Consider the following 26,192-nt stretch of genomic DNA (forward strand, 5'->3'; position numbering starts at 1 on the left):
GTAGGATCAACCATCGTGGCCTCACTCTCCGACTGGGTCGCCGGCGCCCGCCCGCGAACCCTCCCTGCAGCGATCGCTCCCGTGATCGTCGGCACGGCTGCCGCCGCAGCCCACCTGGACCTCGAGGAGGAGAAGCCGGGCGCCGTGCTCGGCTTCGCCCTGCTCGCCCTGCTCGTCTCCTGCTGCCTGCAGATCGGCGTCAACTACGCCAACGACTACAGCGACGGCATCCGCGGCACGGACGAGGAGCGCGTCGGCCCGGTCCGCCTCGTCGGGCAGGGCCTGGCCGATCCGGCAAACGTCAAGACGATGGCCTTCTCCTTCTTCGGGCTCGGGGGGTTCTTCGGCTTCGCCCTCGTCGCCCTGAGTGCGGCGTGGATCCTGCTGCCGATCGGCGCGCTCGCGATCCTCGCGGCCTGGCGCTACACCGGCGGCGACAACCCCTACGGCTACCGCGGGCTCGGTGAGGTGTACGTCTTCATCTTCTTCGGCCTCGTCGCCACGCTCGGCACGCTCTACGCCCAGATCGGCACGATCACCCTTGTCGGAGTGCTCGGCGCGATCGCTGTCGGGTCGCTGGCGAGCGCGATCCTCGTGGCCAACAACCTGCGTGACATCCCCTCCGACAGCGTCACCGGCAAGACGACGCTCGCGGTGCGCCTCGGCGATGCACGCACCCGCCGGCTCTACCTCGCGCTCTTCGCGGTGGCCGCCGTGTGCACACTGCTCATGGCGATCTGGCAGATCTGGGCGCCGGTCGCGATCCTGGGGCTGCTCATGGCCTGGCCGGGCATCAAGGCCGTCAAGGACGGAGCCACCGGCCGGGCACTGATCCCCGCACTGGCGCTGACCGGCCTGGCCGAGCTGCTGTGGGCGGTCCTGCTCATCGTCCCGTTGGCCGTCTGAGTCCCGCCGGGCCAACGCGCTCCGGGCGTGACGGCGAAAGTGACGGTGGCCTGGTGCCCACGCCGACCATCATCTGGCCGGGCATCCCTGACGAGGCCGCCGTAACAGTCCGTGGCCGGGTCATGACGCGGCCAGCACAGGATTTCCCGGCCAACTGGAGACTACGCAGCCATCCGGCACCCGCTCGTCACATGAATATCGGATCACCCGAGAAACTGGAGACGACGCAGAGCCCCGCCGGCCGACTCAGCGGTAGGTCTCCTCCTCGTCCTCTGCAGGGGCGTCGGCCTCGCGCGCAGCGGACTTGCTCCCGCCCTGCGCGCGGTCCTCGACGGCCTCGTCGGTGTCGGTCCGGGCAGCGTGCGCCCGGGCCTTGGCCTCACGACGCGCCTCGATCTGGGTGATCATGTCCGCGCGGAAGGGCTTGAGCACGACCGCCGAGATGACCATCGACGCCAGGGCGGCGAGGACGGCCAGCCAGGGCAGCTCGTTGCCGTCCCTCAGCCCGAGCAGCCAGAACAGCGCGAGGCAGCCGAAGAAGATCAGGAACCGGAGCAGGGTGTAGCGGATCATGACGGCCTCACTGGGCGTAGCTGTGCTGGCCGATGAAGTAGAAGTTCACGACCGTGTAGTTGATGATGATGCAGGCGAAACCGGCGATCGCGATCCAGTTCGCCGAGCGCCGCGAGGTGTTCTTCGTCGCCCGGGCGTGCAGGTAGGCGGCGTAGACCGTCCAGATGACGAAGGTCCACACCTCCTTCGGGTCCCAGTTCCAGTAGGAACCCCAGGCCTCGCGCGCCCAGATGGCGCCGGCGATGAGCGTGAAGGACCACAGCGGGAACCCGATGATGTGCAGCGAGTAGGAGAACTTCTCCAGCGAACGCGCCGGGGGCAGCTTGCGCCAGAAGCGCTCGCCACCGACCCCGCGGTCGCTGAGCAGGTACAGCCCACTGACGATCGCGCCGACGGTGAAGACCCCGACCGACAGGGTCGCGACGGTCACGTGGATCGGCAACCAGTAGGACTGCAGCGAGGGCACGACCTCGTCGGCCTCGACGTACCACGCGGTCGAGGCGACCATGAGCAGCAGCGTGACGAAGGCGGTCACGAAGACGCCGAGCCAGCGCAGGTCGCGGCGCAGCGAGGCCACGCCGAACGTGGCCAGGGCGAAGAAGGCGCCGGCGGTACTGAACTCGAAGAGGTTCCCCAGCGGGAAGCGCCCGACGGCGAACCCGCGCAGCGCGAACGAGAGCAGGAGGAGCCCCGCACCGAGCCACGACAGGGAGCCGGCGATACCGGCGGCCTTGCGCGCCTTCATCGGTGTCTCGACGGCAGCCCCGTCACCGGTCGCCTCAGAGGTGTCGCCCTGCGACGGGCCACCCACGGTCGCCGGGACCTTCGTGTCCGTCTCGACCTGCTCACGCACCGGCACCGCCTGCGCGAGGTAGAGGGCGTAGCAGAGCATCGCCACCGTGACCACCAGCGCGGCGGAGGCCAGCGCGTAGTTGGCGTACTGGGCCAGCATCTCGTTGTTCATGATGTCCTCGATTCTCCCACGAGCTGGTCACGCACGTGCTCGACCACCTCACTCAGGCCCTCGTCATCGTCGCGGCTCATCCCGCCGACCTCCACGCGCACCCGGCCCTCGACCTCGGTCAGGCGCACGAAGACGCGCCGTCGCTTGATCACGAGGGTGGCGATGAGGCCACCGAGCGCCAGCAACGCGGAGACGAGCGTCAGCTCCTTGCCGGGGTCGCTGCGCACGGAGAAGCCGGCGTAGCGCTCGATGCCGTCGAAGGTGATCGTGCCGCGATCGTCGGGCAGCGTCTTGGTGTCCCCGGGGGTCAGCCACAGCCGCAGCTGGTCGGTGCCCTCGCTGGTGACGACCTTGTCCATCGACTCGGTGTCGAGGGTGAAGATGTTCTGCGGACGGCCACCGGGGTACAGCTCGCCGGTGTAGAGGCTCAGTGCGAGCGCGGGGGCCCGGGTGTCGGGGAAGACCGAGATCGGCCCCTGCTCCGGGTCGATCGTCGCGGTGGGCAGGAAGAGCCCGACGAAGCCGAACTGCTCGGGCTGCGTGGCCGCCCCGACCTTGATCGCACCGGTGGAGCGGTAGTTGCCGTCCTGCGCGAGGAAGGGGGTCGCCCCCTTGTAGAGGACCTCCCCCTCGTCGTCCTTGACGGTCACGACGGGCGCGTAGCCGTTGCCGAGGAGGAAGACGGTCGAGTCCTCCATGTCCAGCGGCTTGTTGACCTTGACGGTGTCGGTGAACTCGTTGCCCTCGACGTCCTTGACCGAGACGTGCGCCTCGAAGTCCCGCGGCTGGCCGAAGCTCCGTGCGGCCGGGTCCCGGTCGTTGAAGTCGGCCGTCATCTCATCGACCGTGACGGAGAAGGGGGCGAGGGAGGACTCGTCGACGAGCGGTCCCGGCGCCCAGGTGTCGTACCGCGTGACGGTGCTGACGAAGGACTCCCCGGTGGGCACGACGATGTCGGCCTTCCACCCCCACAGGTGACCGATGGCGACGCCGATGATCAGCGTGACCAGACTCGTGTGGAAGATGAGGTTGCCGGTCTCCTTGAGGTACCCGCTCTCGCCGGAGACGCTGGTCTCGTCGTGGCTGGCGACACGGTAACGGCGCTTGCGCAACGCCCGCGTGGCGGCTGCACGGACCTCCTCGAGACTGCCGTCGACCTCGCCTTCGGCGTGCGCCTCGAGGCGGGCGAGACGGCGGGGGGCCCGCGGCGGGCGCCCGCGCAGGGCCCGCAGGTGGACCCCGGTGCGCGGGATGATGCAGCCGATGAGCGAGATGAACAGCAGCAGGTAGATCGCGGAGAACCACGGCGAGCTGTAGACGTCGAAGGCCCCGAGCCTGTCGAGGGTCGGGCCGGTCGTGGTGTGGCGGGCGAGCCAGTCCGCGGTGCGGCTGGGGTCGATGCTGCGCTGCGGGAAGACCGACCCGGGCACGGCACCGATGGCCAGCAGGAGCAGCAGGAAGAGCGCGGTGCGCATGCTCGTCAGCTGGCGCCAGCCCCAGCGCAGGTACCCGACGACACCGAGCCGGGGCTGGGTGACGCTCTGCTGCGGCGGGGCCTCGCCCTGGTTGCGCCGGGCCATCAGATGAGGACCTCCACGTCGCTGATGAGTCGGATCTGCAGCCACTGGTTGATCGCGTCCCAGCCACCGGTGAGCAGGAGCAGACCGATGATGATCAGCAGGACGGCGCCGATGACCTGGATCATCCGTTGGCGCCGGCGCAGCCACGCCGACACCGGGGCCCAGCGCTCGTAGGCCGCGGCGATGAGGATGAAGGGCAGCCCCAGCCCGAGGCAGTAGGCGACGGCGAGGATGACCGCGCGCGTCGTCGAGGCGTCGCCGGCGAAGTTGAGCGCGAGCACGGCGCCGAGGGTCGGGCCCATGCACGGCGCCCAGCCGAGGCCGAAGACCGCCCCGAGGACGGGCGCGCCGGCCAGGCCGGCCGCGGGCTTGACGGGCAGGCGGAAGGTCCGCTGCGAGCCGGCGCCGAGGAAGACCACGGCCATGAGGATGACGAGGACCCCACCGACGCGCATCAGCAGCTCCCGCTGCTCGACGAAGATCCGCCCGGCGGTCGCGACGAACATCGACGCGAGCACGAAGACGGCGGTGAAGCCGAGGATGAACAGCAGCGTGCCCAGGACCATCCGGCCGCGGCTGCGCTCCTCCAAGGCGACGTCGGACAGGCCCGTGACATAGCCGAGGTAGCCCGGCACCAGCGGGAGCACGCAGGGGGTGGCGAAGGAGACGAGCCCGGCGAGGGCGGCGACGAGCACGGCGAGCGGCAGGGCTCCACCGGCGATCTGGTCGCTCAGCCCAGCAGGAACCGTCGTGGGGGAGGCAAGCCCCGGCAAGAGCGCGGTCATCATCCGGCTTCGGCCAAGGTGTCCTCGATGATGCCGGTGAGCGTGCTCTGCGTCACCGGGCCGAGGACGACGGCAGCGATGCGACCCTGCTGGTCCAGGACCGCGGTCGAGGGCTGGGTGGTCATCTTGCCCTGCATGTCCAAGGCGGTGGTGCCGGTCTCGTCGTAGATCGAGGGCCAGGTGAAGCCCCACGTCTTCGCCTGTGCCAGACCGGTGTCCACGGAGGACTCGCGGTAGTCGATGCCGACGAAGGTGACGTCCTCCCCCTTCGTCGCCTCGTGGGTGTCGACGAGGTCCGGGGCCTCCTTGGCGCACGGTCCGCACCAGCTGGCCCAGAGGTTGACGACGACGACCTCGCCGCGGTGGTCCGCGGAGTCCCACGTCTCGCCGCGGATGGTCTCGCCGGCCAGCTCGACCGGCTCGTCGCGGTCGTCCTCGGGGATGAGGTGCAGGGTGCCGTCACCGGAGCGGTAGCCGGCGTCTTGGGCGGCCTCCTGCGTATCGGAGGTCGAGCAGGCCGCGGCGCCGCCGAGGAGGGCGAGCGCACTCGCCGCGGCGGCGAGGGTGCGGGTGAGGCGGTGGTTGGTCATCGAAGGGGGTCAGGCTCCAGGGGTCTTCGCGGCCCGGGCGTACAGGTGGGCGGCGGGCTCGGTGTAGGCCACGTCGACGACGTCGTCACCGACGAAGGTCACCGTGGTCAGGGAAGCGAGGTTGCACTCGCGCCGGCGCGGGTCGTGCCACAGGCGACGGCTCTCCAGGGCGCTGCGGATGGTCCAGATCGGCAGCTGGTGGCTGACGATGAGCGCTTCGTGGCCGCGCGCGTGGTCCCGGGCGTCCTCGATGGCGGCCATCATCCGCTTGCTGATCGCGTGGTACGACTCGCCCCACGTGGGCACGGTGGGGTCGCGCACCCACCACCAGCGCCTGGGGTCGAGCAGGAGCCGCTTGCGAAAGCGCGTCCCCTCGAACTTGTTCCCGGCCTCGATGACGCGCGGGTCGACGACCGCCGTCAGGCCGTGCCGCTGCAGGGTCGGCGCGGCGGTCTCGGCGGTGCGCTCCAGCGGACTATGCACGACGAGCGAGAGGTCGTGGTCGGCGAGGTGCTCGGCGACGACCTCGGCCATCTGGCGGCCGAGGTCGGACAGGTGGTAGCCCGGCAGCCGGCCGTAGAGGATCTTGTGCGGGTTGTCGACCTCGCCGTGACGCATCAGGTGCACCACGGTGCGCTCCTGCGCTCCCGGCTCCCCGGCGTCGACGTGCTCGGCACGGGCCTCGCGTGCACCCGACGCCGCCTTCTCGGCAGCGCGGGCCGCAGTGTCGCTGGACTCGCTGGTTTCGGGGTCGAGGGGCAGGTCGGTGCCGGAGTCAGGCATCGGCTCGGTCATGGCCCGGATTCTCTCAGGTCAGTCTGAGTGGTCTCGCTCAGGTCGCTCCCGCAGGCTCCGGTGGGCGACGACGGCGTCGTAGAGGGCCTTCTTGCCGTGGCCGGTCGAGGTCGCGACCGCGGCGCAGACGTCCTTCAGGCGGGTGCCACGATCGTGCCGGGCGAGGACCTCGGCGACGGCGTCCTCGAGGGAGACGCTGGCCTCCTGCGCGCCACCGACGACGATCGTGATCTCGCCCTTGACGCCTTCCTCGGCCCATTCGGCCAGCTCGGCAAGCCCGCCGCGGCGCACCTCCTCGTAGGTCTTGGTCAGCTCGCGGCAGACCGCGGCCTGGCGGTCGGCCCCGAAGAGCTCGGCCATGGCCGCCAGGCTGGCCGCGATCCGGTGCGGCGCCTCGAAGAAGACCATCGTGCGCCGCTCGTGGACGAGTTCCTCGAGCACCCGGCGCTTCTCCCCCGGTTTGCGCGGCAGGAATCCCTCGAAGCAGAACCGGTCCACGGGCAGCCCGGACAGGGCCACGGCGACGAGCACCGCGCTCGGACCCGGGACGCAGGTCACGTGCTCCTCGGCGTCGATGCAGGCACGCACGAAGCGGTACCCGGGGTCCGACACCGAGGGCATCCCGGCATCCGTGACGAGCACGACCCGTTCCCCCTTCGCCACCGCTTGGAGCAGGTCCACGGTGCGGGTGGCCTCGTTGTGCTCGTGGTAGCTGACCACCCGTCCCGGCAGCTCGACCCCGAGCTGACCGGCGAGGCGGCGCAGCCGTCGGGTGTCCTCCGCGGCGACGACGTCGGCACCGACCAACTCGTCCCGGAAGCGGGCGCTGGCATCGCGCGGGTCACCGATGGGCGTGGCGGCAAGGACGAGTGGCATGCCCACCATCATCCCAATACCCCGGGGCCTAGGATCAGGGCATGGTCTCGCCGAGCAGGGGCGCGGTGCGCGTCGCACGCGCCATCGCGTGGACGAGCGCGGCCTTCGTCCTCTCCGTGGGCGCCCACGTGATCGGTGGCGGGGAGCCCCCTTCGGCCGGCGGTGCCCTGCTCATGGTGATCGCGCTGCTGTGGACGGGCCTGATGCTCACCCGGTGGCGACTTGGCTCCATCAGCCTGGTGCTCAGCCTCGGCGCCTCCCAGGTGCTGCTGCACTCGATCCTGACGGCCACCGAGGTCAGCGTGGCCTGCCGCGGGAGCGGTGGGCACCACGAGGTGGTCCTGGCCTGCGCGACCGGCACGCCGGCACCGCACCACCACAACGGCGCCGCCATGCTCCTGGCCCACGTCGCGGCCACGCTCCTGCTTGCCCTGCTCATGGCCCGCGGAGAGGAAGCCCTGTGGCTGCTCGCCGGCCGGCTGTGGCCGCTGCACCCCCGCGAGCCGGCCCTCCCCTCGCTCAACCAGAGCGCCATCACGCCGTCCCACGTCGACGGGCTCGTCCCCTCCGTCCCCCTGCTCGGCGGTGTGGGACGTCGGGGCCCACCGGTGCAGCCCACCCCCGTCACCGCCTGACCGGCGCCCTTCGTGTGGGCGCGGGCCGGCGGATCCTGCACCCCCACACACAGAAGGACCCTTGATGAACCGCACCGTCCTGCGCTCCGGCGCAGCCCTGGCCATCGCCTCCGCTGCCGTGGTCGCGACCACCCTGCCCGCGTCCGCTCACGTGCACGTGCACCCGGACGCCACCGAGTCCGGCGGGTACGCGGCGCTGACCTTCCGCGTCCCCAACGAGTCGGACAGCGCATCCACCACCGAGCTGGTCGTCACCCTCCCCCAGGACCGGCCGCTGGCGAGCGTCTCCGTACGTCCCGTCCCCGGCTGGAGCGCCGAGGTCACGACCAAGAAGCTCCCGGAGCCGGTCAACACCAACAACCTGACGCTCACCGAGGCTCCCCGCACCATCACGTGGACCGCCGATGCCGAGGACGCAGGCATCGCGCCCGGCGAGTACCAGGAGTTCGCCATCAGCGCCGGTCCGCTGCCCGAGCCCGGGACCCTCGTGCTGCCCACGAAGCAGGTCTACTCCGACGGCGAGGTGGCCAACTGGTCCGACGTCGCCGAGGAGGGCGAGGAGGAGCCGGAGCACCCGGCACCCTCCTTCGAGGTCACCGCGGCCACCGAGAGTGACCAGGCCACCACCGACGATGACCAGGCCACCACCGACGAAGGGGGCGAGGCCGACGCCGCCGCAGCCCCCGCCGAGGCGAGCGACCCCTCCGACACACCCGCCCGGGTGCTCGGTGGCCTCGCCCTCGTCGTGGCTCTCGCAGGCGCAGCTCTCGCGCTGATCTCTCGACGCCGGGCCTGACCGACCGGCCGTGGGGGCGTGGGCCGCGGCCCACGCCCCCACGGCCGCTGGCTCGCCTACGATGACGGCCATGGACCGCCGTGAGCAGCTGCGTGCCCGGCTGCTCGGCTTCCGCCCCAGCGACGTGCTGTGGGGCTGGCTGGGTCCGTTGCTGTTCGCCGTCATCGGCGGTCTCCTGCGCTTCTGGGCCCTGGGGCGCCCCCACCAGCTGGTCTTCGACGAGACCTACTACGTCAAGCAGGGCGTCTCGATGCTCGACTACGGCGTCGAGATGAAGTGGAAGGGGGACGGCGAGGAGGTCGACCCGACCTTCACCCGGGGCACGACCGATGTCTTCATCGGCACCCAGGGGGACATGGTCGTCCACCCGCCCGTCGGGAAGTGGATCATCGCCTTCGGCGAGTGGGTCTTCGGGCCGACGTCGAGCTTCGGCTGGCGCTTCTCGGTGGCGCTGCTCGGGATGCTCTCGATCCTTATGGTCGGCCTGATCGCCCGTCGCCTCTTCCGCTCCAGCTGGCTCGGCACCATCGCCTCCTTCCTCATGGCCTTCGAGGGGCACCACTTCGTCCAGTCCCGCACGGGCCTGCTCGACCTGATCCTGATGTTCTTCGCGCTCGCGGCCTTCGGTGCGCTGCTCATCGACCGCGACTGGTCACGAGCGCGCCTGGCGGACAAGGTCGCCGCACTCCCCGTGGGGGTGCGGATGCGGACCGGGCCGTGGCTGCTGTGGCGCCCGTGGCGACTCGTGGCCGCGGTGAGCCTGGGCCTGGCCTGCGGCACCAAGTGGTCGGGCCTGTACTTCTTCGCGATCTTCGGTCTGATGACCGTCTGGTGGGACATCGGAGCGCGAAGGGCGGTGGGTGCCCGGCACTGGGTGCGTGCCGGGATCGTCAAGGACGGGGTCTTCGCCGGGATCTCGATGAGCCTGGTCGTCCTGGGCACCTACCTCGCCTCGTGGGCGTCGTGGTTCACCAGCACGTACGGGTACAACCGCTCGTGGGCCGCGGACCACCCGGGTGAGGGCGTGCAGTGGCTGCCCCCCGCCATTCGCTCGCTCTGGGACTACCACGTGCAGGCCTACGACTTCCACACGAACCTGACCTCCGAGCACACCTACCAGTCGAACCCGTGGTCGTGGATGGTCCAGGCCCGACCCACGTCCTTCTTCTACGAGTCCCCGGCGAAGGGAGTCGACGGCTGCGACGTCGAGTCGTGCTCGAAGGCCATCACCAGCCTGGGCTCGGTCTCGATCTGGTGGCTGGCCACGATCGCGCTGTTCTTCCTCGTGTACCACTGGGCACTGAAACGGGACTGGCGTGCCGGGGCGATCCTCGCCGGATTCGTCGGCGGCTGGTTGCCGTGGTTCTTCATCCAGCACCGCACGATCTTCACCTTCTACGTCATCGCCTTCGAGCCCTGGGTGATCCTCGCGGTCGTCTTCATGCTCGGGCTGGCCCTCGGTCCGAGGGGCGCGAGCGCGCGCCGGCGCCGGATCGGGCACCTCGTCGTCGGCGCCTACTGCCTGCTCGTCCTGGCCAACTTCGCGTTCTTCTGGCCGGTCTGGACCGCCCAGGTCATCCCCTACGACCACTGGCAGTGGCGGATGTGGTTCCCCAGCTGGGTCTGAACGCGGGTCCTGAGGTGTGAGCGCCCCCGGGCGCGAGCCTCGAAGGGCAGGGGCTCACGGTCGCAGAGCGACCTGCGCCCCCGAGTACCCCCGATCCCCACCACGCTCAGGGGCTCACGGTCGCAGAGCGACCTGCGCCCCCGACTGCTGTCGGGGGCGGTCCGTAACCTGCTGGCATGCACTATCCCCTCCTGGACGGCGTCCCCGGCCCCCCGACGATCACGGCGGGTGACCTGCGTGCCGGCCGGCGCTGCGAGTTCGACCTCCTCGTCGAGGCCGACGTGCGGCTGGGGCGCCGGGAGGCAGTGCCCAGCACGCCCGACGCGGTGCGCGACCGGTTCGGGGCCGCCGGCCGGAAGTGGGAGGCGCAGGTCACCGAACGGCTCACCCACGAGCACGACGACGGCGTCCGCGACGCCCGCGGGCTCGACAGCGAGGCGACCCTGCGGCTGCTCACCGACCCGAGTGTGCGCCTGGTGCACCAGGCCGCCGTGCGCGCAGACCGCTTCACCGGCCGGGCGGACCACCTGGTGCGCGACGACGACGGCCGATGGATCGTCGCGGAGACCAAGCTGGCCCGGTCCGCCCACGCGCACGCGCTCACGCAGGTGGCGGCCTACGCCGAGGCGCTGCTGGAGGCCGAGGTGGACGTCGCCCCCTTCGTGCGGCTCCACCTCGGCGACGGGTCGGTCGTCGACACTGCGCTCGAGGACGTCGCGCAGGACCTGGCCATCGTCCGGTCACGGGTCCTCGAGGTGCTCGAGACCCACCTGCGCGAGGGCGTCCCGGTGGCCTGGGGTGACCCGCGGTGGCGGGCCTGCCTGCGGTGCGACGCCTGCCGGGCCGAGCTCGCCGCATCCGGTGACGTCGGTCTCGTCGCCGGCGTCTCCTCCTACCGACGACGCCTGCTGCTGCAGGCCGGTGTCCCCACGGCTTCCGCTCTCGCCCAGCGGACCGATCCGGTCGAGGGGGTCGAGCCCGAGGATCTGGCCGTGATGAGCGCCCAGGCCCGGCTGCAGCTCGTCGAGCCGACGCCACAGGCACCGCTCGCCTTCGAGGTGCACACCCCGGCGGTCCTGCCGGAGCCGAGCCCCGGGGACGTCTTCTTCGACTTCGAGGGCGACCCGATGTGGCGCGACGACTTCGACGACGACCCCGGCCTGGAGTACCTCTTCGGGTGCCTGACCACGGACGAGGGTGAGCGCTTCACCCCGTTCTGGGCGCATGACCGGGCGGCGGAGCGCCGAGCCCTCGTCGACTTCGTCGACTGGGTGGCGCAGCGGCGTCGACGCTGGCCCGGGATGCACGTCTACCACTACGCCCGGTACGAGCAGTCGGCCCTGACCCGTCTGGCCTCCCGCCATGACGTCTACCGGGACGAGGTCGCCGCCCTGATCGCCGACGAGGTGCTCGTCGACCTGTACGCCGTGGTCAGGTCCTCGGTGCGCGTCGGCAGCCCGTCCTACTCCATCAAGCGCCTCGAGCCGCTCTACATGGGCGCCGACCTGCGCGACCCCGACGGCGTGACCGGCGGCGGTGAGTCGATCGTCGAGTACCAGCGCTACCGCGAGGCCGTGACCCGGGGCGACGCCGCCGGGGCCGCTGAGCGACTGACCGACCTGCGTGAGTACAACGAGTACGACTGCCTCTCCACGCTGCGGCTGCGCGACTGGCTGCTCGACCACGCGGCATGAGCCTCACCACCCGGCCACGACCTCTACCCTGATGCCGTGGACTCGTCCGAACTCGCGCCCAAGGACAGTGGGCAGGCACACCGTCGCAGGGTGGGCGCCGCAGTGGGGGCGCTCGCCGTCATCGGGCTGCTGCTGATCGTCCTGCGCCCCGGGCCGGACTCCGGCGCCGCTCCGGTTGCCACGTCGACCACGACCACGACCTCGGCGTCGGCTGACGCCGGCCCCACGACCGGCCCGCCGGCGCCGGCCTCCCACCCGTCGACGCCGTCGACGTCCTCGAGCCCGAGTCCCACGCTGCCGGACTACCGGAGCACCGGGGAGTTCGAGGTAGCCAAGGGGTCGGACCGGATCCGTGGCACGTCGGGTCGACTGATGACCTACGAGGTGGAGGTCGAGAAGGGCTCCGGCGTGTCCACCAAGGCCTTCGCCGGCGCCATCGACGCGACCCTGCGCAACCCCCGCGGCTGGACCGCTGGCGGCAACTGGCAGTTCCAGCGGGTGCCCGGGGGCCAGTCGGACCTGATCATCCGACTCGCGACCCCCGACAGCGTGGACGAGCAGTGCGCTGCAGCCGGCGCCAACACCCGTGGCTACACCTCCTGCCGCACTGGCCGGTACATCCTGATCAACCTCGACCGGTGGTTCCTGGGCGTCCCACAGATCAGGGACCTGGACCTCTACCGCGGCTACCTGATCAACCACGAGGTGGGGCACGCGCTGGGCAAGGGGCACCAGGCCTGCCCCGGCAAGGGTGAGGCCGCCCCCGTCATGCTGCAGCAGACACTCGACCTCGACGGCTGCGTGGCCAACGCCTGGCCCCGCGACCCCAAGGGCAAGCCGATCACCGGGCCACCGACCGACTGACGACACACCCACCCGCATGGCTGCACGGGCCCGGCCCCTCCCCTTCCGCTGCCTATGATCGACGTGGAGGTGGACATGTCCCATACCCAGCTGCCCGTCATCCAGGACTCGCCCCACGACCTGTGCGTGGCGCGAGTGCCGCTCTTCCAGGGGCTGAGCCACCAGGAGCTGCTCGACGTGGCCCAGCTGGCCCGGCCCCGACAGCTGACGAAGGGGGAGCAGGTCTACGCGGCCGGGGCAGGCACCTCGCAACTGCTCGTGGTGCACACCGGCGCGGTGAAGGTCGCCCGCCCCGAGCCCAGCGGCCACGAGCACCTCATCCGGGTGCTCGGCCCGGGTGACTTCGTGGGCGAGTCGGCCTTCCTCAGCGGTCGTGCGCCGAACCACTACGCGATCGCGGCCGAGCCGAGCAGTCTGTGCACCTTCCAGCACGCCGACCTGGCTCAGCTGGTGCGGTCCCACCCCTCCATCGGTCTGCGGATGCTGCAGGACGTCAGCGGCCGGCTGCAGGACACGGAGTCGCGGCTGGTCTCACTCATCTCCGGCGACGTCACCTCCCGGCTGGCGGACTACCTGCTCTCCCTGCGCGGGACCGCGACAGGCGAGGGACTCGAGGTGGCCCTGCCGCTGGCGAAGAAGGACATCGCCTCGCTGCTCGACACCACTCCCGAGTCCCTCAGCCGACAGCTGCGTCACCTCAAGGAGTCCGGGGTCGTAACCCCCCGCGGGCCCCGTGGGCTGCTCATCCGGGACACCGATGCCCTGATGGAACTCGCTTCCGGCAGCTGAGCTGCCTGCTGTCCGACGCGACGGCCGTCGGCCCGTCGGCGCAGCAGGCGCATCGCGTTGCCGATCACCACGAGGACCGAGACCTCGTGGACGAGCATCCCGACGGCCATCGTCACGCCGCCGAAGAGGACCCCGGCGACCAGGACGGCGACCGTGCCCAGGGCGACCACGATGTTCTGGCGCATGTTGTTGACCGTGCGCCGCGCCAGCGACACCGCTTCGGGCAGCTTGAGCAGGTCGTCCTTCATCAGGGCGATGTCGGCCGTCTCGATCGCGACGCCGGTGCCGGCGGCGCCCATGGCGACACCGATGTCAGCGGTGGCCAGGGCCGGCGCGTCGTTCACACCGTCACCGACCATGGCGACGACGTGTCCCTGTCGCTGCAGGTCCTCCACGGCCCGCAGCTTCTCCTCGGGCAGCAGCCCCGCCAGGACCTCGTCGATGCCGACCCGGGCAGCGACCGCACGCCCCACGGGCTCGATGTCACCGGTCATCATCACGACCTTCTGCACTCCGGCGGCGTGCAGGCGGGCGACCATCTCGGGAGCGTCGTCACGGACCCGGTCCGCGACGGCGACGACACCGATCACCCGCCCGTCGCAGGAGACGAGCATCGGTGTGCGACCGGCCGAGGCGAGCTGGGCGACCACCTCGTGCGCCTCGTCCATGTCGTGGCCGTCGTGGTTCTCGGCCTCGATGAGAGGCAGGTTGCCGACGGCGATGCGGTGGCCGTCCAGCGAGGCGACAATCCCCTTGCCGGGTACCGGCTCGGTGTGCGAAGGGAGGCCAAGGACGGGCAGGCCCGCCTCGGCTGCCGCCTCGAGGATGGGGCGGGCCAGGGGGTGCTCGGACCCGGCCTCGGCGCGGGCGGCCATCCGCAGCACCTCGGACTCGTCGATGTCGGGGTGGAGCGCGACGACGTCCGTCAGGCGTGGGCGCCCCTCGGTGAGCGTGCCCGTCTTGTCGACCGCGACGACGTCGATCTTCGCTGACGTCTCGAGGAACTCGCCACCCTTGATGAGGACACCGTCCTTCGCGCCGCGACCGATACCGGCCACGATCGAGACGGGTATGGAGATGACCAGCGCACCGGGGCAGGCGATGACCAGCAGGGTCAGGGCCAACACGATGTCCGCCGTGATCAGTCCGACGACAACCGCCAGCACGATGATGGCCGGCGTGTACCAGGCGGAGAAGCGATCCATGAAGTCCTGCGTCCTGGCCTTGGCCTCCTGGGCCTCCTCGACGCGGTGGATGATCCGGGCGAGTGTGGTGTCGGCACCGACACCGGTCGCCGTCACCTGCAGGAAGCCGCCCGTGGAGATCGTGCCGGCGAAGACCTGATCCCCGCTCATCTTCTCCACCGGCATCGACTCACCGGTAATCGAGGCCTCGTCGAGAGCGCCCGTGCCCCCGGAGACCACGCCGTCCACGGGCACCCTGGCGCCGTTCTTGACCAGGACGCTCTCCCCCTGCGCCACCTCGCTGGCAGGGACCTCGACCTGCTGCCCGTCACGCATGACGACGGCCACGTCGGGGGCCACGGCGATCAGCTCGGCCAGGGCCGCTCGGGTGCGGTTCAGCGTCGCCGACTCGAGCGAGTGCCCGATGGCGAAGAGGAAGGTCACCGCGGCGGCCTCCCAGTAGTTGCCCACGAGGACCGCACCGATGGCGGCGACCGACACGAGCAGGTCGATCCCGACGATCTTGGCCGTGAGTGCGCGCCAGGCCTTGACCAGGACCGGGACGCCGGCGACGACCGCGGCAGCGATCATCAGGGCGTCGGCCCACAGCTGCGGGTTTGCGGTCTGCGCCATGGCATAGGACGCCGCGATCAGCACTGCCGAGACCGCAGGGACGCTCCAGCGTCCTTGCAGCCAGGTGAGGGGGTTCATCGTCTGTCTTTCTCTCCGTGAGTCGGGATACTTATCAGAAGGCGGACGGGCGGGCGGTGTAACCCGCCTTGGCGACCGCTGCGACGAGGTCGTCGGTGGACGCGACGGCAGGGTCGTGGACGACCACGACACGGGCGGTGGCGAAGTGCACCTTCACGGACTCGACTCCCGCGAGGCGGCCGACCTGCTTCTCGATCTTGGCCACGCACGAGGGGCACGAGAAGCCCTCCGCGCGAAGGGTGGTGGTCGTGGTGTTGGTCGTGGCAGTCATCGTGATGCTTCCTTTCCTGTGGGACCAGCCCCGGTGGGCTTGTCACTCTCGAAGTTACGGATGGGAGACGAAACCGTCCTTGACTCGGGTCAAGCAGGCTCAGAAGGGCGACGGGCGGGCGGTGTACCCGGCCGCGGCGACGGCGGCGACCAGGTCCTGGGTGCTGGCCACGGCCGGGCTGTGCATGACCTCGACGCGTGCGGAGGCGAGCTTCACCCGCGCCGATGCGACGCCGGGGACCCGGCCCAGCTCCTGCTGGATCTGCTCCACGCTCGAGGGGCTCGACAGACCTCGGACGTGCAGGACGGTCAGCGTCCTCGGGCTGGCGGATGTGGCGATCACAGCGATTCCTTTCCTCCGGACCTGCGGGCGGGGCCGTCAGCCATGACGCTAGGCAGAACCGAAGGACTCCTCCTTGACCCGGATCAAGTCCTCGCCGCGTCGGTTTCGAGTTCGCGCTCGTGGTGGACCAAGATGTCCTCAACGGCTCCTGGCAGACAGGCCCGGAACCAACGACACCTTGGGGTAGGCGATGGTTGACCACGACCACGAAGCAACACGTTCCGGCGTCCCATGGTTGATGCTGGCAATGGCCACCATCGGCTTCGCCGTGAACTTCTGGGCGTGGGCCCTGATCAGCCCGCTCGGGCCCCTCTTTCGCGGCTCCGGTCAGCTCGGCGAGCTGACCGAGTTCGACGTCTCGCTGCTCGTCGCAGTGCCGGTCGTCGTCGGTTCGCTCGGCCGGATCATCGCTGGTTCCATGACCGACCGCTTCGGCGGTCGTGTGATGTTCCCGGTGATCTCGGGCCTGACGATCCTCCCCGTGCTGTTCATCGGCTTCTTCGCGCTGAACTCCTACGCCCTGCTGCTGGTGGCCGGCTTCTTCCTGGGGATCGCCGGCACCGTCTTCGCCGTCGGCGTCCCCTTCGTCAACTCGTGGTTCCCGCCGGCCCAGCGCGGTCTGGCCATCGGTATCTTCGGCGCCGGTATGGGCGGTACCGCGATCAGCGCCCTGACCACGGTGCGCCTGTTTGAGAAGGACGCAGCCCTGCCCTTCCTCATCACTGCCGCGCTCCTGGCGGTCTACACCGTCGCCGCGTGGCTGATCCTGCGCGACGCCCCCGGTCGGGTCGTGCCGACGACGAGCATGATGCAGCGTCTCCGGGCCAACATCACCCTCCCCGTGACGTGGCAGGCCGGCATCCTCTACTCGATCGCCTTCGGTGGGTACGTGGCCTTCTCGGTCTACCTGCCGGCGTACCTCATCACCGAGCACGGCCTCGACCCGGCGGACGCGTCCATGCGGATGGCCGGATTCGTCGTCGTCGCGGTGATCGCCCGTCCGATCGGCGGGGCGGTGGCCGACAAGGTCGGCTCGATCCCCGTGCTCGGCGTCGTCTTCGCGGTCACCGCCGTGTGCGCCGCCATGGTGGCCGGCAACCCGCCGCTGCACGCCGGTGGCACGGTGGCCTTCCTCGCGATGGCCGCCGCCCTCGGCGCCGGAAGCGGTGCGGTCTTCGCACTCATCGCCCAGGTCACCGACCCCGCCCGGGTGGGTGGTGTCACGGGCATCGTCGGCGCCGCCGGTGGGCTCGGCGGCTTCGTCCCACCGCTGATCATGGGCTACGTCTACGGCCGCTTCGACTCCTTCGCGATCGGCCTGTGGTTGCTCGCGATCGCCGCGGCGCTCACGCTGGCGCTGACCTTCGGGCCGGTGCGACGGCTCGCGGCGGAGGCCGGCGCACACTGAGGTGATGCCCGCCCCGGGTGGAGGTGGACGCGCGGATGATTCACCAGCGAGTTGGCATCCATCCAAGGTTCCCACGCACCATCAGCGGTGACACCGTGGAGTCATGACCTCTCTTGAGCGCACCACGGCCGCCGTGGCCGTCGTCGCCCTGCTGGCTGGCTGCACGGGTGGCGGGGATCCCCCTTCGTCCTCGTCCTCATCGACGGCGACGGGGACGGGGACGGGGAACGGCACGGAGGTCACGAGCTGGTCCGTCATGTCGGTGATGCGGTGGACCGGTTCCGCGTGGGCGAGCTCGACGCGTTCGAGGTCGACGAGGTGATCTTCCAGTACAGCCGGGCCGCGAAGGAACTGTGGAAGTTCTGCAACCTTGGGGGCGATGTCGAGTTCAAGGCCTCCTGGATCGGTGACGGCGACGCACCGACCGACTGGTGGGAACGCGGCACCCCACGGCGCCGACGGTCGTGATCCCGGGAAACCTCGCACGGGGTCGACGCCGACCTCTAGCCTGTGGTCATGACCGACCATCCCGTCGACAGCTGGCTCACCGACATGGACGGTGTGCTCGTGCAGGAGCAGCACGCCATCGAGGGGGCGTCGCAGTTCCTCACCGAGCTGGAGCGGCTCGGCCTGCCCTATCTCGTGCTGACGAACAACTCGATCTACTCGCGCCGCGACCTGCGGGCCCGCCTCCTCACCTCCGGCCTGGACGTGCCCGAGGAGCGGATCTGGACCTCGGCACTGGCCACCGCCCAGTTCCTGGCCGAGCAGACGACAGGCGAAGGGCGCCGGGGCACCGCCTTCGTCATCGGTGAGTTCGGCCTCACCGGCGCGCTGCACGAGGCCGGGTTCGTCCTGAGCGAGCGCGATCCCGACTTCGTCGTGCTCGGCGAGACCCGCACCTACTCCTTCACCTCGATCACGCAGGCGATCCGCCACGTCCTCGGCGGCGCACGGTTCATCGCGACCAATCCCGACACCACCGGTCCCTCGCCGGACGGCCCACTGCCGGCAACCGGGTCCGTGGCCGCTCTGATCACGGCCGCCACGGGTGTGCAGCCGTACTACGTCGGCAAACCCAATCCGCTGATGATGCGATCGGCCCTCAACGCGATCGGGGCGCACTCCGAGACCACGGCGATGGTCGGTGACCGCATGGACACCGACATCGTCGCGGGCATCGAGGCGGGAATGCGCTCGGCGCTGGTCCTGTCCGGGGTCACGCAGCGGGATGAGGTGACCCGCCACCCCTTCCGTCCCACGTGGGTGGTGGACTCGATCGCCGATGTCGTACCGATGGTCGAGGAGCTCGCCCGAGGATGACGCTTCCCGTCCCGATATCACTGCTGGACCGCTCGCGCACCCGGGCGGGCGAGCCGAGCGAGACGGCCCTGCGGGACACGGTCGAGCGTGCGGGGCGGGCGGAGCAGCTGGGCTTCCACCGGTTCTGGGTGGCCGAGCACCACGCCGTACCGGGGATCGCCAGCGGCAGCCCACCGCTGCTGATGGCGGCGATCGCTGCTCGCACGCAGCGCATCCGGGTCGGCTCGGGCGGCGTGATGTTGCCCAACCACAGGCCGATCGTCGTCGCTGAGCAGGCCCGGCTGCTCACTGCGCTCCACCCGGGACGGGTCGACCTCGGGGTCGGCCGGTCGCTGGGTTTCACCGCTCCCGTGCGCGACGCCCTGGGCGTGCACGAGTACTCGCCGGAGCGGTTCGCCGAGGACCTGACCGCCCTCGCGGACTTCCTCGACGACACCGGCCCGGTCACCGCGATGCCGAAGGGGGCGCCGTCGCCTTCGCTCTTCGTCCTGGCCACCGGATCTGGCTTGGCGACCGCTGCGGAGCGCGGGCTGCCCGTCGTCGTGGGTGGGCCGGTGCTGTGGGGTGATCTTGCGCCATTGCAGGGCTACCGGGACCGATTCGTGCCCAGTCCGGCCTGCCCGGAGCCGTACGTCGTCGTCAGCGCCGATGTGATGATCGCCGACACGTCGGCACGGGCGCGGGAGCTCGCGCTGCCGGAGGCCTGGGCCATGGTGGAGTCCCGCACGACCGGCGCATTTCCTCCCCTTCGTCCGCAGCCGGCGATGACGCTCACGGACCGGCAGCAGGCCAAGATCGAGGAACACCTGGCGCGATCGGTCCACGGGACATCGGACAAGGTCTTCGAGGACCTCACTGCGCTGACCCGGCGGACCGGGGCCGACGAGATCATGGCCTGGATCTCGACGCACGACCGCGAGGCCCAGGGCGGCAGCGAGGCCGCACTGGCAGCGATGGCTCCGGTCAGCTGACCGGAGGGTGGTCCCCTCCCAGCGCGAGCAGGAACGCCTCGCGGTCAGACGGGGTGAGGGTGGCGTTGGGATGCGTGAGCAGACCCATCGGGTCGATCGCCGTGACCGGGGTGTGGAATTGCAGGCACACGGCGCGGTCGCCATTCGTCGCGAAGGTGACGCCGCGATCTGCCAGTGACAGGTGGGCTGGGCCGGCCGTTTTGAGGAAGGCGAAACCACCGCTGGTGGTTGCCTGGGCGATGTTGCCCAGCGCTGTCCTCAGCCGCCACGGACCGAAGTGCACGAACAGCTGATCCTCATCGATGGCGGCCCAGGCTGTCCTCGGGGTGACGCCGAAGGGCAGGCCGGCGACGCGGTAGGCGCGGCTGAAGGCGAACGCGAAGCGAGTCACGGGAGCACACCGGCCATCAGTGGTGGGCCGTGCGTCGCTGTGCCCGGCTCAGTAGTCGACGACGTCATGGTCGCCCTCGATGCGCTCACCCTTGATGGCCGACCTGGCGAGGTTCGCCAGCTGGACGGTCCTGCTGCTGCCCGGGGCGTCCCAGTACTCCGCGGACTCCGCCTCGACCTCGATGAGGATGTTGTTCGGGCTGTCCGGTCCACCCTCCAACCAGGCGCCGGTGAAGGTGCCCCACAGTTCGCGCAGTCGTGCCTCGTCATCGACGATGCGGGCCTTGCCTGCGAGTGACACCCAAGAGCCCTTGCCCGAGTACGCAAGATTCACGCGCGGGTCGGCCACGAGGTCCCTGACCTTGTCGCTGCCACGCTCGGCGATGAACAGGACGGTCCCGGTGAAATCGACATCCTGAGTGGCCATCGGGTGCGCGATCAACGCCCCGTCTGCGCTGTGGTGGGTCATCATGGCGATCTTCGTCGAGGTGATGATGTCGGCAACCGTCTGCTGTTCCTCATTCATGGTGCTACTCCCGTCGCTCGCACTACTTGCGTCATACCCATCTACCCGGTCCGCTGCGGCTCTAACGTCGGCGAGTGTCACCACAGCGTCAGCCCTCACGCGCCTCACGATCCGACGCGACGTCGTCGACGATGACTGCGATGTGTTGCATGCTCGTCAGCAGAGAGCCGTAGAGCGGCCAGGTCTCCTGCGGCAGGTCTGCGTCGTCCGACATCTGCCTCGCCAAGGCGGTCAACCGGTCGCGGACCGGCTCGACGTCCGCGTCAGGATCAGCGATGGCCCGGCCCGCGTCCCCGACGATGTCGGTCCAGCGCTCCCTGAACCGCTCGTCCCAGGCACCTTCGGCGTACGCGGCCTCGTGCAACGTCCGGGCGAGGTGACGTAGGTGCGAGATCCCTTCATCGACGCGGGTCAGGATCTCCTCGTAGCTGACGTCGCGACCCGTTGCCTGCCGGCTGCCCCTGCGTAGACCCAGTCGGTACCGGGGGTTCGCCCGCCTGCTCTCGCGGGCGAATCTCACCGACTGCCAAGCGGTCGCGAGCTCGTCGCTCATCGACTCGGTCTCGCGACGCCACGCATCGGCCTGGTCGGTCTCCCACGACGAGCAGAACTCGTCGGCCATGTCGACCAGGACGTCACCCATGCGGCGGTTGATGCTGTCGACATAGCGCGCAGCCTGCTGGTCACGCAGCGGTGGGATGAACAACAGGTTGACCGCCACCCCGATCACGACACCCACACCCACCTCGATCAGCCGGTCGAGCAGCAACGGCTGCTGCTGCTCGAAGCCACTGCCGAGGATGAAGATCGCCGTGGTCGCGATCGCCACTCCCTCGTCGCGGATCCACGAGATCCTGGCCCCGGCCAGGCCGACGAACAGTGCCAGGGCGAAGGTCCACACGCTCACGCCGAGGTAGGCCCCGATCACGAACGACAGACCGACCCCGATCGTGGACGCCACCGTCGTCTGCATCCCGCGCGACAGCGACCGGTGCACCGTGGCGTGGACGGTCAACAGCGCGGTCCACGGCGACAGGAAGGGCAACGGGGAACTGAGGATCTTGATCGAGATCCACCACGCCAGGGTGGCTGCGACCACACTCTTGACGATCTGCAGCAGGTCGGTGGTGAACTCAGGACGTCGCACGACCTCACGCACTCGATTCATGCACCGATTGTGCACGACTCCGCCTTGGGCGGAGACCGGAGCGCCCACGCCGGGACAGAAGAAACCCCGGCCACAGAGCCAGCGTTTTCGCTGCTGTGCCGGGGATCTTCGGTGGTGGAGCTGAGGGGATTCGAACCCCTGACCTTCTCATTGCGAAGGCATCCGGGGTTGTCCGGCCCCGAGAACCTGTCACGGTTGCTTGCGTTCCGTTGCGCCCGGTCGCGGGCGCAATTCGCTCGGGGGGCATCCGGGGGGCACGAAGAGCCGCCGACCCGATAGCGGAGCAGGACCGGCCGGAGCGGGCTCGGATCAAGCGGCAAATCGACTCGAGAAGGCGTGGACCACAGGCGCGGAGCGCGTCCCGGGTGGAGGGACTCCCGGCCGCTTGAGCCGTGACCGTGGAGGACGGATCGTGTAGCGGCGGGTCGACGGATCGGAGGGTGAGGGCGTCTCGGTACTGGACCGGGCGCCTTCGGCATGTCTGGCCGCTGGTGAGTGGGCGGCCGCGAGAACGGCCGCCAGGCCGCATGCGCAGCGGACGCCCGCGAAGCGGGCGGCCAGCGGCGACGGAGTCGCCGCCTTGAGTCAGTAGAGAAAGTTCTCACCATGTCGACACTGGGATCGAGATTCACGATTCCCGTGGTCACTGAGGCATCCCTTGAGAGGAAGCGTCGACTGTCGACGAGTGTGCGCGAGTTCGGTCCACTACCCCCATTGGTCAGCCCCTGCTGTATGGTCAGCGGATGCTGACTATTGCGACCAGACTTGATGTGATGCACCGACTCGGTCGGGCGATGGCGGATGCGACGCGATCACGGATACTGATCACCCTGCTCGACGGACCGAGCTATCCCGGGGTGCTGGCCCGCGAGCTGGACCTGACTCGTTCGAACGTGTCGAACCATCTGGCCTGCCTGCGTGACTGCGGGATCGTCGTGGCCGAGGTCGAAGGTCGTCGGGCCCGGTACGAGATCGCCGACGCCCACCTGGCGCAGGCCCTGACTGGACTCCTCCAGGTGACCCTCGCGGTCGACGAGGGCGCGACCTGCATGGATGTCAGCTGCACCGTGCCGGGGTGTCGCGACGAGGTCTGCCGATGACGGCCACCGTCCTGTCCGTCGATCGCCGCACACGGCTGCACCGCCGAGTACGCCTGATCGTCGCGTTCACGATCACCTACAACGTCATCGAGGCGGCCGTCGCGATCTGGGCGGGTTCGGCCGCCTCGTCGGCGGCCCTGATCGGGTTCGGGCTCGACTCCGTGATCGAGGTCCTCTCCGCCGCCGCGGTGGCCTGGCAGTTCACCCGGAAGGACCCGGAGCGTTGGGAGAAGGCCACCGTTCGCGCGATCGGGATCGCATTCTTCGCTCTCGCCGGGTACGTCGTCCTCGATGCAGTACTCAGTCTCGCCGGCGTCGAGGAGGTCGGACACAGCCCGCTGGGGATCGGCATCGCCACCCTCAGCCTGGTCGTGATGCCGGCGCTGGCGTGGCTGGAATTCCGCACCGGCCGCGAGCTGGGCTCGAAGAGCGTCCAGGCCGACGCAAAGCAACTGCTGCTGTGCATCTACCTCTCAGGCACGGTGCTCGTCGGGCTCCTCCTGAACTCCCTGTTCGGCTGGGCGTGGGCCGACTCCGCCGCGGCGCTCGTGGTCGCAGGTCTCGCGGTCCGCGAGGGCATCGAGGCCTGGCGCGGCGACGTCGAGTCCCCGTTCGAGGTGCTGGACGAGCTCGACAAGGACGACGAGTAGCGTTTGTCCCGACCGTCGGCCCCATCTGACACCCAGGCCGCTTCCTGCGTCCAGCACACCCGGCACCTTCGAAGGAACCCCGTGAGCAAGAGTCTGAAACTGTCCGTGGCCATGATCGTGGCCGTCGCCGTCGCGCTGACCGCAGCGTTCGTCCTCACCCGCACCGACGACGAGAACACACCGGCATCCACCGACGGCTCGTCCGAACCTCTCGTGCGCGACGACAGTCCTCGCTTGTCCTCGGGGAAGGAGGCGGTCTTCGTCGAGTTCCTCGACTTCGAGTGCGAGGCGTGCAAGGCCGCCCACCCGGTCATCGAGGACCTGCGCGAGGAGTACGGCGACCAAGTCACCTTCGTCGTGCGCCACATGCCCCTGCACGGCAACTCGATGAATGCCGCCCTGGCCTCCGAGGCCGCGGCCGAGCAGGGCGAGTTCGAGGCCATGCACGACAAGCTCTTCGCGACCGTGGACCAGTGGGGACACCAACAGGACTCGCAGGCCAAGACCTTCGAGGGGTACGCCAAGGACCTCGGCCTGGACATGGAGCAGTACCGCGCCGACGTCGAGGACCCAGCCATCAAGAAGCGCGTCGAGCAGAGCCAGGACGACGCCGAGGCCCTGGGCGTCACCGGAACCCCGACCTTCTTCCTCGACGGCGAGGAGTTCGAGCCGAGCAGCATCGGCGAGTTCGACACCGCGCTCGATGACGCCATCCAGGACTGACTAGCCACCCGTGACCGCAGCGACCACCCTGCCCAGCAGCCATCGCGGGCTGGGCCGGCTTTACCTCGTCACCGGGCTGATCGGACTCATCGCGGCCCTCGCACTGCTCATCGAGAAGATCGCACTCCTGAAGAACCCTGAGCACGTCCCCACGTGCAGCATCAACCCGATCCTGTCGTGCGGATCGGTGATGTCCACACCTCAGGCTGAGGCCTTCGGCATCCCCAACCCGATCATTGGCGTCGTGGGTTTCGCCGCCCTCGCGATGCTCGGCGTGGTGCTGGCGACGGGCAGCTCCGTCCAGCCGTGGCTCATGGCGGCCGCCCAAGTCGCGGTCACCCTCGCGGCGGTCTTCATCCACTGGCTGATCTACCAGAGCCTTTACGTCATCGGCGCGCTGTGCCCCTACTGCATGGCCGTCTGGGTCGTGACCATCGCAGCCTTCTGGTACACCACCGTCCACCCCTTGCACCGCTTCCGCCCCGGTGGCGCGACCCGCACCCTCGCCGAGTACCGCGGAGCCGTCCTCACCGCCTGGCACCTCGTGATCATCGCCCTCATCGCACAACGGTTTTGGGACTACTGGATCACGCTCACATGAGGAACGTAGCGATAGGCAAGCAACAGTCGGTCTGACCCCGTACTGCCTACCGCCGCTTGGGCCCTTAACCGCCGACGCGAACCAGAGCGGCAGGTCCGACGCTCCGGCAGAGGATCCTCGTGCACCGTGGCAAAGTCCCCACTGATGGCCAGGTGAGGTCACCGCTGGTGGCCAAGTGAAAGTCCCCATCCTCTGCTCGTGTCATCCATGAGCTGAGCCCCTGGACGGTGAACGGTGGCGGTGTCTAGCTGTACTGACCACGGAGGTTAGGCACACGGTCCGGGGTGTCGACGTGACATGAGGAAGACCTCCGGGTGAGGTGTGGAGCTGTCAAGGAACCGCTCCTCAACCCGGAGGTCTTCAATGCCCCACGCTAACGCCCCGTTGTCTCCTACCGGTCGCCTGCGATTGGCCCGGTGCGTCGTCGAGGACGGCTGGCCGCTGCGACGCGCGGCCGAGCGGTTCAGCGTCTCGGTGACCACGGCCAGACGGTGGGCCGAGCGGTACCGCGCCCAAGGCCGTGCCGGCATGGTCGAGCGCTCCAGCCGGCCAGCTACCTGTCCGCACCGCACGTCCCGGCATCGCGAGCGACGGGTGGTCGGCCTGCGGGTGAAGCGCCGGTGGGGACCGGCCCGGATCGCCTACCACCTGGGCATGCCCCCCTCGACCGTGCACAAGATCCTCACCCGGTACCAGTGCCTGCGCCTGTCGTGGACCGACCCGGCCACCGGCGCGCCCGTACGGGCGCAAAGGCGCAAGGTCCGCCACTACGAGCACGAGGCCCCCGGTGAGCTGGTCCACGTCGACATCAAGAAGCTCGGGCGCATCCCCGACGGTGGGGGACACAAGGTGCACGGACGTCAGCGAGGCAAGCGCAACTCCGGGGCCACCCGCCCGGGCTACTGGCACATCCACAACGCCGTCGACGACCACTCCCGCCTGGCCTACAGCGAGCTGCTGCCCGATGAGCGCCAGGAGACCGCCTCGGCCTTCTGGGCCCGCGCGAACGCCTACTTCGCCGCGGCCGGGATCACTGTGACACGGGTGCTGACCGACAACGGGTCCTGCTACCGCTCACGCGCCTTCAACGAGGCCCTCGGCGAGGACGTCAAACACAAGTTCACCCGCCCCTACCGGCCGCAGACCAACGGCAAGGTCGAACGGTTCAACCGCACCATGCTCGAGGAGTGGGCCTACGCCCACGCCTACGGCAGCGAGGCCGAGCGCGTCGCAGCCTTCCCCGAGTTCCTCCATCACTACAATCATCACCGCGGCCACACCGCACTCAAGGGCTCCTCACCCGCGGACCGCGTACCCAACCTGAGTGGGCAGAACATCTAGCCAGTCACC

30 protein-coding genes are annotated in these 26,192 nt (G+C 69.8%); 16 read left to right on the forward strand and 14 right to left on the reverse strand.

Features of this window, described 5'->3' with window-relative positions:
• Positions 1-15: 15 nt before the first annotated feature.
• Positions 16-906, forward strand: coding sequence for a 1,4-dihydroxy-2-naphthoate polyprenyltransferase (locus BJY20_RS05820; RefSeq protein ID WP_185990656.1), 891 nt, complete (start codon positions 16-18; stop codon positions 904-906).
• A gap of 246 nt (positions 907-1,152) precedes the next feature.
• On the opposite strand, the gene BJY20_RS05825 is transcribed toward BJY20_RS05820, so the two are convergent.
• The 7 genes from BJY20_RS05825 to rsmI are packed head-to-tail and all read right to left on the reverse strand — an operon-like array spanning position 1,153 to position 7,069.
• The gene (locus BJY20_RS05825; protein ID WP_185990657.1) at positions 1,153-1,479 is read right to left on the reverse strand and encodes a DUF4229 domain-containing protein; all 327 of its coding nucleotides are present in this window, start codon (positions 1,477-1,479) and stop codon (positions 1,153-1,155) included.
• A gap of 7 nt (positions 1,480-1,486) precedes the next feature.
• Positions 1,487-2,443, reverse strand: coding sequence for a c-type cytochrome biogenesis protein CcsB (gene ccsB, locus BJY20_RS05830; RefSeq protein ID WP_185990658.1), 957 nt, complete (start codon positions 2,441-2,443; stop codon positions 1,487-1,489).
• The gene (gene resB / locus BJY20_RS05835; RefSeq protein WP_185990659.1) at positions 2,440-4,023 is read right to left on the reverse strand and encodes a cytochrome c biogenesis protein ResB; all 1,584 of its coding nucleotides are present in this window, start codon (positions 4,021-4,023) and stop codon (positions 2,440-2,442) included. Before resB ends, ccsB begins: the two co-directional genes overlap by 4 nt.
• Positions 4,023-4,808 (reverse strand): cytochrome c biogenesis CcdA family protein, encoded by a 786-nt coding sequence (locus BJY20_RS05840; RefSeq protein WP_185990660.1) that lies wholly within the window; start codon positions 4,806-4,808, stop codon positions 4,023-4,025. The genes resB and BJY20_RS05840 overlap by 1 nt, the downstream gene beginning before the upstream one ends.
• Positions 4,808-5,398 (reverse strand): TlpA family protein disulfide reductase, encoded by a 591-nt coding sequence (locus BJY20_RS05845; RefSeq protein WP_185990661.1) that lies wholly within the window; start codon positions 5,396-5,398, stop codon positions 4,808-4,810. The genes BJY20_RS05840 and BJY20_RS05845 overlap by 1 nt, the downstream gene beginning before the upstream one ends.
• A gap of 9 nt (positions 5,399-5,407) precedes the next feature.
• Positions 5,408-6,193 carry a histidine phosphatase family protein gene (locus tag BJY20_RS05850; RefSeq protein ID WP_246297115.1) on the reverse strand — a complete coding sequence of 262 codons (786 nt, stop codon included), beginning with the start codon at positions 6,191-6,193 and terminating at the stop codon, positions 5,408-5,410.
• 18 nt (positions 6,194-6,211) lie between these two features.
• A complete protein-coding gene (rsmI, locus tag BJY20_RS05855; RefSeq protein WP_246297116.1) occupies positions 6,212-7,069 on the reverse strand; it encodes a 16S rRNA (cytidine(1402)-2'-O)-methyltransferase in 858 nt (285 codons plus the stop codon).
• A 41-nt stretch (positions 7,070-7,110) separates the two neighbouring features.
• Here rsmI and BJY20_RS05860 point away from each other — a divergent pair, with 41 nt between their 5' ends.
• The 6 genes from BJY20_RS05860 (at position 7,111) to BJY20_RS05885 (ending at position 13,474) form a co-directional block, all read left to right on the forward strand.
• The gene (locus tag BJY20_RS05860; RefSeq protein WP_185990663.1) at positions 7,111-7,704 is read left to right on the forward strand and encodes a hypothetical protein; all 594 of its coding nucleotides are present in this window, start codon (positions 7,111-7,113) and stop codon (positions 7,702-7,704) included.
• A 64-nt stretch (positions 7,705-7,768) separates the two neighbouring features.
• The gene (locus BJY20_RS16290) at positions 7,769-8,500 is read left to right on the forward strand and encodes a YcnI family copper-binding membrane protein (protein ID WP_185990664.1); all 732 of its coding nucleotides are present in this window, start codon (positions 7,769-7,771) and stop codon (positions 8,498-8,500) included.
• Between the two features lie 70 nt (positions 8,501-8,570).
• Entirely contained in the window at positions 8,571-10,127 is a 1,557-nt protein-coding gene (locus BJY20_RS05870; protein WP_185990665.1) for a dolichyl-phosphate-mannose--protein mannosyltransferase, read from the forward strand.
• A 176-nt stretch (positions 10,128-10,303) separates the two neighbouring features.
• A complete protein-coding gene (locus BJY20_RS05875; protein WP_185990666.1) occupies positions 10,304-11,821 on the forward strand; it encodes a TM0106 family RecB-like putative nuclease in 1,518 nt (505 codons plus the stop codon).
• Positions 11,822-11,857: 36 nt separating this feature from the next.
• Positions 11,858-12,685: a DUF3152 domain-containing protein gene (locus BJY20_RS15970; RefSeq protein WP_185990667.1), complete on the forward strand. Its 828-nt coding sequence runs from the start codon at positions 11,858-11,860 to the stop codon at positions 12,683-12,685.
• A 75-nt stretch (positions 12,686-12,760) separates the two neighbouring features.
• Complete coding sequence (locus BJY20_RS05885) at positions 12,761-13,474, forward strand: Crp/Fnr family transcriptional regulator (protein WP_185990668.1); 714 nt, start codon at positions 12,761-12,763, stop codon at positions 13,472-13,474.
• On the opposite strand, the gene BJY20_RS05890 is transcribed toward BJY20_RS05885, so the two are convergent.
• The 3 genes from BJY20_RS05890 to BJY20_RS05900 form a co-directional block, all read right to left on the reverse strand.
• Positions 13,378-15,369, reverse strand: a complete 1,992-nt coding sequence (locus BJY20_RS05890) for a heavy metal translocating P-type ATPase (protein ID WP_185990669.1) — start codon at positions 15,367-15,369, stop codon at positions 13,378-13,380. The genes BJY20_RS05885 and BJY20_RS05890 overlap by 97 nt on opposite strands.
• A gap of 34 nt (positions 15,370-15,403) precedes the next feature.
• A complete protein-coding gene (locus BJY20_RS05895) occupies positions 15,404-15,640 on the reverse strand; it encodes a heavy-metal-associated domain-containing protein (protein ID WP_185990670.1) in 237 nt (78 codons plus the stop codon).
• Positions 15,641-15,739: 99 nt separating this feature from the next.
• Positions 15,740-15,982, reverse strand: a complete 243-nt coding sequence (locus BJY20_RS05900; protein WP_343062790.1) for a heavy-metal-associated domain-containing protein — start codon at positions 15,980-15,982, stop codon at positions 15,740-15,742.
• A 247-nt stretch (positions 15,983-16,229) separates the two neighbouring features.
• Between BJY20_RS05900 and BJY20_RS05905 the strand changes: the two genes are divergently transcribed.
• Positions 16,230-17,390, forward strand: coding sequence for an MFS transporter (locus BJY20_RS05905; RefSeq protein ID WP_246297117.1), 1,161 nt, complete (start codon positions 16,230-16,232; stop codon positions 17,388-17,390).
• 81 nt (positions 17,391-17,471) lie between these two features.
• Here BJY20_RS05905 and BJY20_RS05910 read toward each other — a convergent pair whose 3' ends face one another.
• Positions 17,472-17,633: a hypothetical protein gene (locus tag BJY20_RS05910; RefSeq protein WP_185990672.1), complete on the reverse strand. Its 162-nt coding sequence runs from the start codon at positions 17,631-17,633 to the stop codon at positions 17,472-17,474.
• A gap of 27 nt (positions 17,634-17,660) precedes the next feature.
• On the opposite strand from BJY20_RS05910, the gene BJY20_RS05915 reads away from it, so the two are divergent.
• From BJY20_RS05915 to BJY20_RS05925, 3 genes are read left to right on the forward strand one after another with little or no spacing between them, the layout of a single operon-like run.
• Positions 17,661-17,858: a hypothetical protein gene (locus BJY20_RS05915; protein WP_185990673.1), complete on the forward strand. Its 198-nt coding sequence runs from the start codon at positions 17,661-17,663 to the stop codon at positions 17,856-17,858.
• Between the two features lie 48 nt (positions 17,859-17,906).
• A complete protein-coding gene (locus BJY20_RS05920) occupies positions 17,907-18,713 on the forward strand; it encodes an HAD-IIA family hydrolase (RefSeq protein WP_185990674.1) in 807 nt (268 codons plus the stop codon).
• Positions 18,710-19,684: an MsnO8 family LLM class oxidoreductase gene (locus BJY20_RS05925; protein WP_185990675.1), complete on the forward strand. Its 975-nt coding sequence runs from the start codon at positions 18,710-18,712 to the stop codon at positions 19,682-19,684. Before BJY20_RS05920 ends, BJY20_RS05925 begins: the two co-directional genes overlap by 4 nt.
• On the opposite strand, the gene BJY20_RS05930 is transcribed toward BJY20_RS05925, so the two are convergent.
• From BJY20_RS05930 to BJY20_RS05940, 3 genes are all read right to left on the reverse strand, one after another.
• Entirely contained in the window at positions 19,677-20,075 is a 399-nt protein-coding gene (locus BJY20_RS05930) for a hypothetical protein (protein WP_185990676.1), read from the reverse strand. The genes BJY20_RS05925 and BJY20_RS05930 overlap by 8 nt on opposite strands.
• Positions 20,076-20,123: 48 nt before the next feature.
• Positions 20,124-20,600 (reverse strand): pyridoxamine 5'-phosphate oxidase family protein, encoded by a 477-nt coding sequence (locus BJY20_RS05935; protein WP_185990677.1) that lies wholly within the window; start codon positions 20,598-20,600, stop codon positions 20,124-20,126.
• Between the two features lie 88 nt (positions 20,601-20,688).
• Positions 20,689-21,768 (reverse strand): FUSC family protein, encoded by a 1,080-nt coding sequence (locus BJY20_RS05940; RefSeq protein ID WP_185990678.1) that lies wholly within the window; start codon positions 21,766-21,768, stop codon positions 20,689-20,691.
• A gap of 743 nt (positions 21,769-22,511) precedes the next feature.
• Here BJY20_RS05940 and cmtR point away from each other — a divergent pair.
• The 5 genes from cmtR to BJY20_RS05965 all read left to right on the forward strand — a co-directional run bounded on the left by cmtR (position 22,512) and on the right by BJY20_RS05965 (position 26,183).
• The gene (gene cmtR, locus BJY20_RS05945; protein WP_185990679.1) at positions 22,512-22,868 is read left to right on the forward strand and encodes a Cd(II)/Pb(II)-sensing metalloregulatory transcriptional regulator CmtR; all 357 of its coding nucleotides are present in this window, start codon (positions 22,512-22,514) and stop codon (positions 22,866-22,868) included.
• Positions 22,865-23,518, forward strand: coding sequence for a cation efflux transmembrane domain-containing protein (locus BJY20_RS05950; RefSeq protein ID WP_185990680.1), 654 nt, complete (start codon positions 22,865-22,867; stop codon positions 23,516-23,518). The genes cmtR and BJY20_RS05950 overlap by 4 nt, the downstream gene beginning before the upstream one ends.
• Before the next feature lie 81 nt (positions 23,519-23,599).
• Complete coding sequence (locus tag BJY20_RS05955) at positions 23,600-24,241, forward strand: thioredoxin domain-containing protein (RefSeq protein ID WP_185990681.1); 642 nt, start codon at positions 23,600-23,602, stop codon at positions 24,239-24,241.
• Positions 24,242-24,251: 10 nt separating this feature from the next.
• Positions 24,252-24,842 carry a vitamin K epoxide reductase family protein gene (locus BJY20_RS05960; RefSeq protein WP_185990682.1) on the forward strand — a complete coding sequence of 197 codons (591 nt, stop codon included), beginning with the start codon at positions 24,252-24,254 and terminating at the stop codon, positions 24,840-24,842.
• Positions 24,843-25,205: 363 nt separating this feature from the next.
• Positions 25,206-26,183: an IS481 family transposase gene (locus BJY20_RS05965; RefSeq protein ID WP_185990683.1), complete on the forward strand. Its 978-nt coding sequence runs from the start codon at positions 25,206-25,208 to the stop codon at positions 26,181-26,183.
• The last annotated feature ends 9 nt before the right edge of the window (positions 26,184-26,192 follow it).

The sequence above is a fragment of the Janibacter cremeus genome (assembly GCF_013409205.1).
GTDB lineage: Bacteria > Actinomycetota > Actinomycetes > Actinomycetales > Dermatophilaceae > Janibacter > Janibacter cremeus.

Coding starts and splice junctions, on each gene's coding strand:
- BJY20_RS05825 (WP_185990657.1), bottom strand. CDS start 1,479: ATGATCCGCTACACCCTGCTCCGGTTCCTGATCTTCTTCGGCTGCCTC.
- ccsB (WP_185990658.1), bottom strand. CDS start 2,443: ATGAACAACGAGATGCTGGCCCAGTACGCCAACTACGCGCTGGCCTCC.
- resB (WP_185990659.1), bottom strand. CDS start 4,023: ATGGCCCGGCGCAACCAGGGCGAGGCCCCGCCGCAGCAGAGCGTCACC.
- BJY20_RS05840 (WP_185990660.1), bottom strand. CDS start 4,808: ATGACCGCGCTCTTGCCGGGGCTTGCCTCCCCCACGACGGTTCCTGCT.
- BJY20_RS05845 (WP_185990661.1), bottom strand. CDS start 5,398: ATGACCAACCACCGCCTCACCCGCACCCTCGCCGCCGCGGCGAGTGCG.
- BJY20_RS05850 (WP_246297115.1), bottom strand. CDS start 6,193: ATGACCGAGCCGATGCCTGACTCCGGCACCGACCTGCCCCTCGACCCC.
- rsmI (WP_246297116.1), bottom strand. CDS start 7,069: ATGCCACTCGTCCTTGCCGCCACGCCCATCGGTGACCCGCGCGATGCC.
- BJY20_RS05860 (WP_185990663.1), top strand. CDS start 7,111: ATGGTCTCGCCGAGCAGGGGCGCGGTGCGCGTCGCACGCGCCATCGCG.
- BJY20_RS16290 (WP_185990664.1), top strand. CDS start 7,769: ATGAACCGCACCGTCCTGCGCTCCGGCGCAGCCCTGGCCATCGCCTCC.
- BJY20_RS05870 (WP_185990665.1), top strand. CDS start 8,571: ATGGACCGCCGTGAGCAGCTGCGTGCCCGGCTGCTCGGCTTCCGCCCC.
- BJY20_RS05875 (WP_185990666.1), top strand. CDS start 10,304: ATGCACTATCCCCTCCTGGACGGCGTCCCCGGCCCCCCGACGATCACG.
- BJY20_RS05885 (WP_185990668.1), top strand. CDS start 12,761: ATGTCCCATACCCAGCTGCCCGTCATCCAGGACTCGCCCCACGACCTG.
- BJY20_RS05890 (WP_185990669.1), bottom strand. CDS start 15,369: ATGAACCCCCTCACCTGGCTGCAAGGACGCTGGAGCGTCCCTGCGGTC.
- BJY20_RS05895 (WP_185990670.1), bottom strand. CDS start 15,640: ATGACTGCCACGACCAACACCACGACCACCACCCTTCGCGCGGAGGGC.
- BJY20_RS05905 (WP_246297117.1), top strand. CDS start 16,230: ATGGCCACCATCGGCTTCGCCGTGAACTTCTGGGCGTGGGCCCTGATC.
- BJY20_RS05920 (WP_185990674.1), top strand. CDS start 17,907: ATGACCGACCATCCCGTCGACAGCTGGCTCACCGACATGGACGGTGTG.
- BJY20_RS05925 (WP_185990675.1), top strand. CDS start 18,710: ATGACGCTTCCCGTCCCGATATCACTGCTGGACCGCTCGCGCACCCGG.
- BJY20_RS05935 (WP_185990677.1), bottom strand. CDS start 20,600: ATGAATGAGGAACAGCAGACGGTTGCCGACATCATCACCTCGACGAAG.
- BJY20_RS05940 (WP_185990678.1), bottom strand. CDS start 21,768: ATGAATCGAGTGCGTGAGGTCGTGCGACGTCCTGAGTTCACCACCGAC.
- cmtR (WP_185990679.1), top strand. CDS start 22,512: ATGCTGACTATTGCGACCAGACTTGATGTGATGCACCGACTCGGTCGG.
- BJY20_RS05950 (WP_185990680.1), top strand. CDS start 22,865: ATGACGGCCACCGTCCTGTCCGTCGATCGCCGCACACGGCTGCACCGC.
- BJY20_RS05965 (WP_185990683.1), top strand. CDS start 25,206: ATGCCCCACGCTAACGCCCCGTTGTCTCCTACCGGTCGCCTGCGATTG.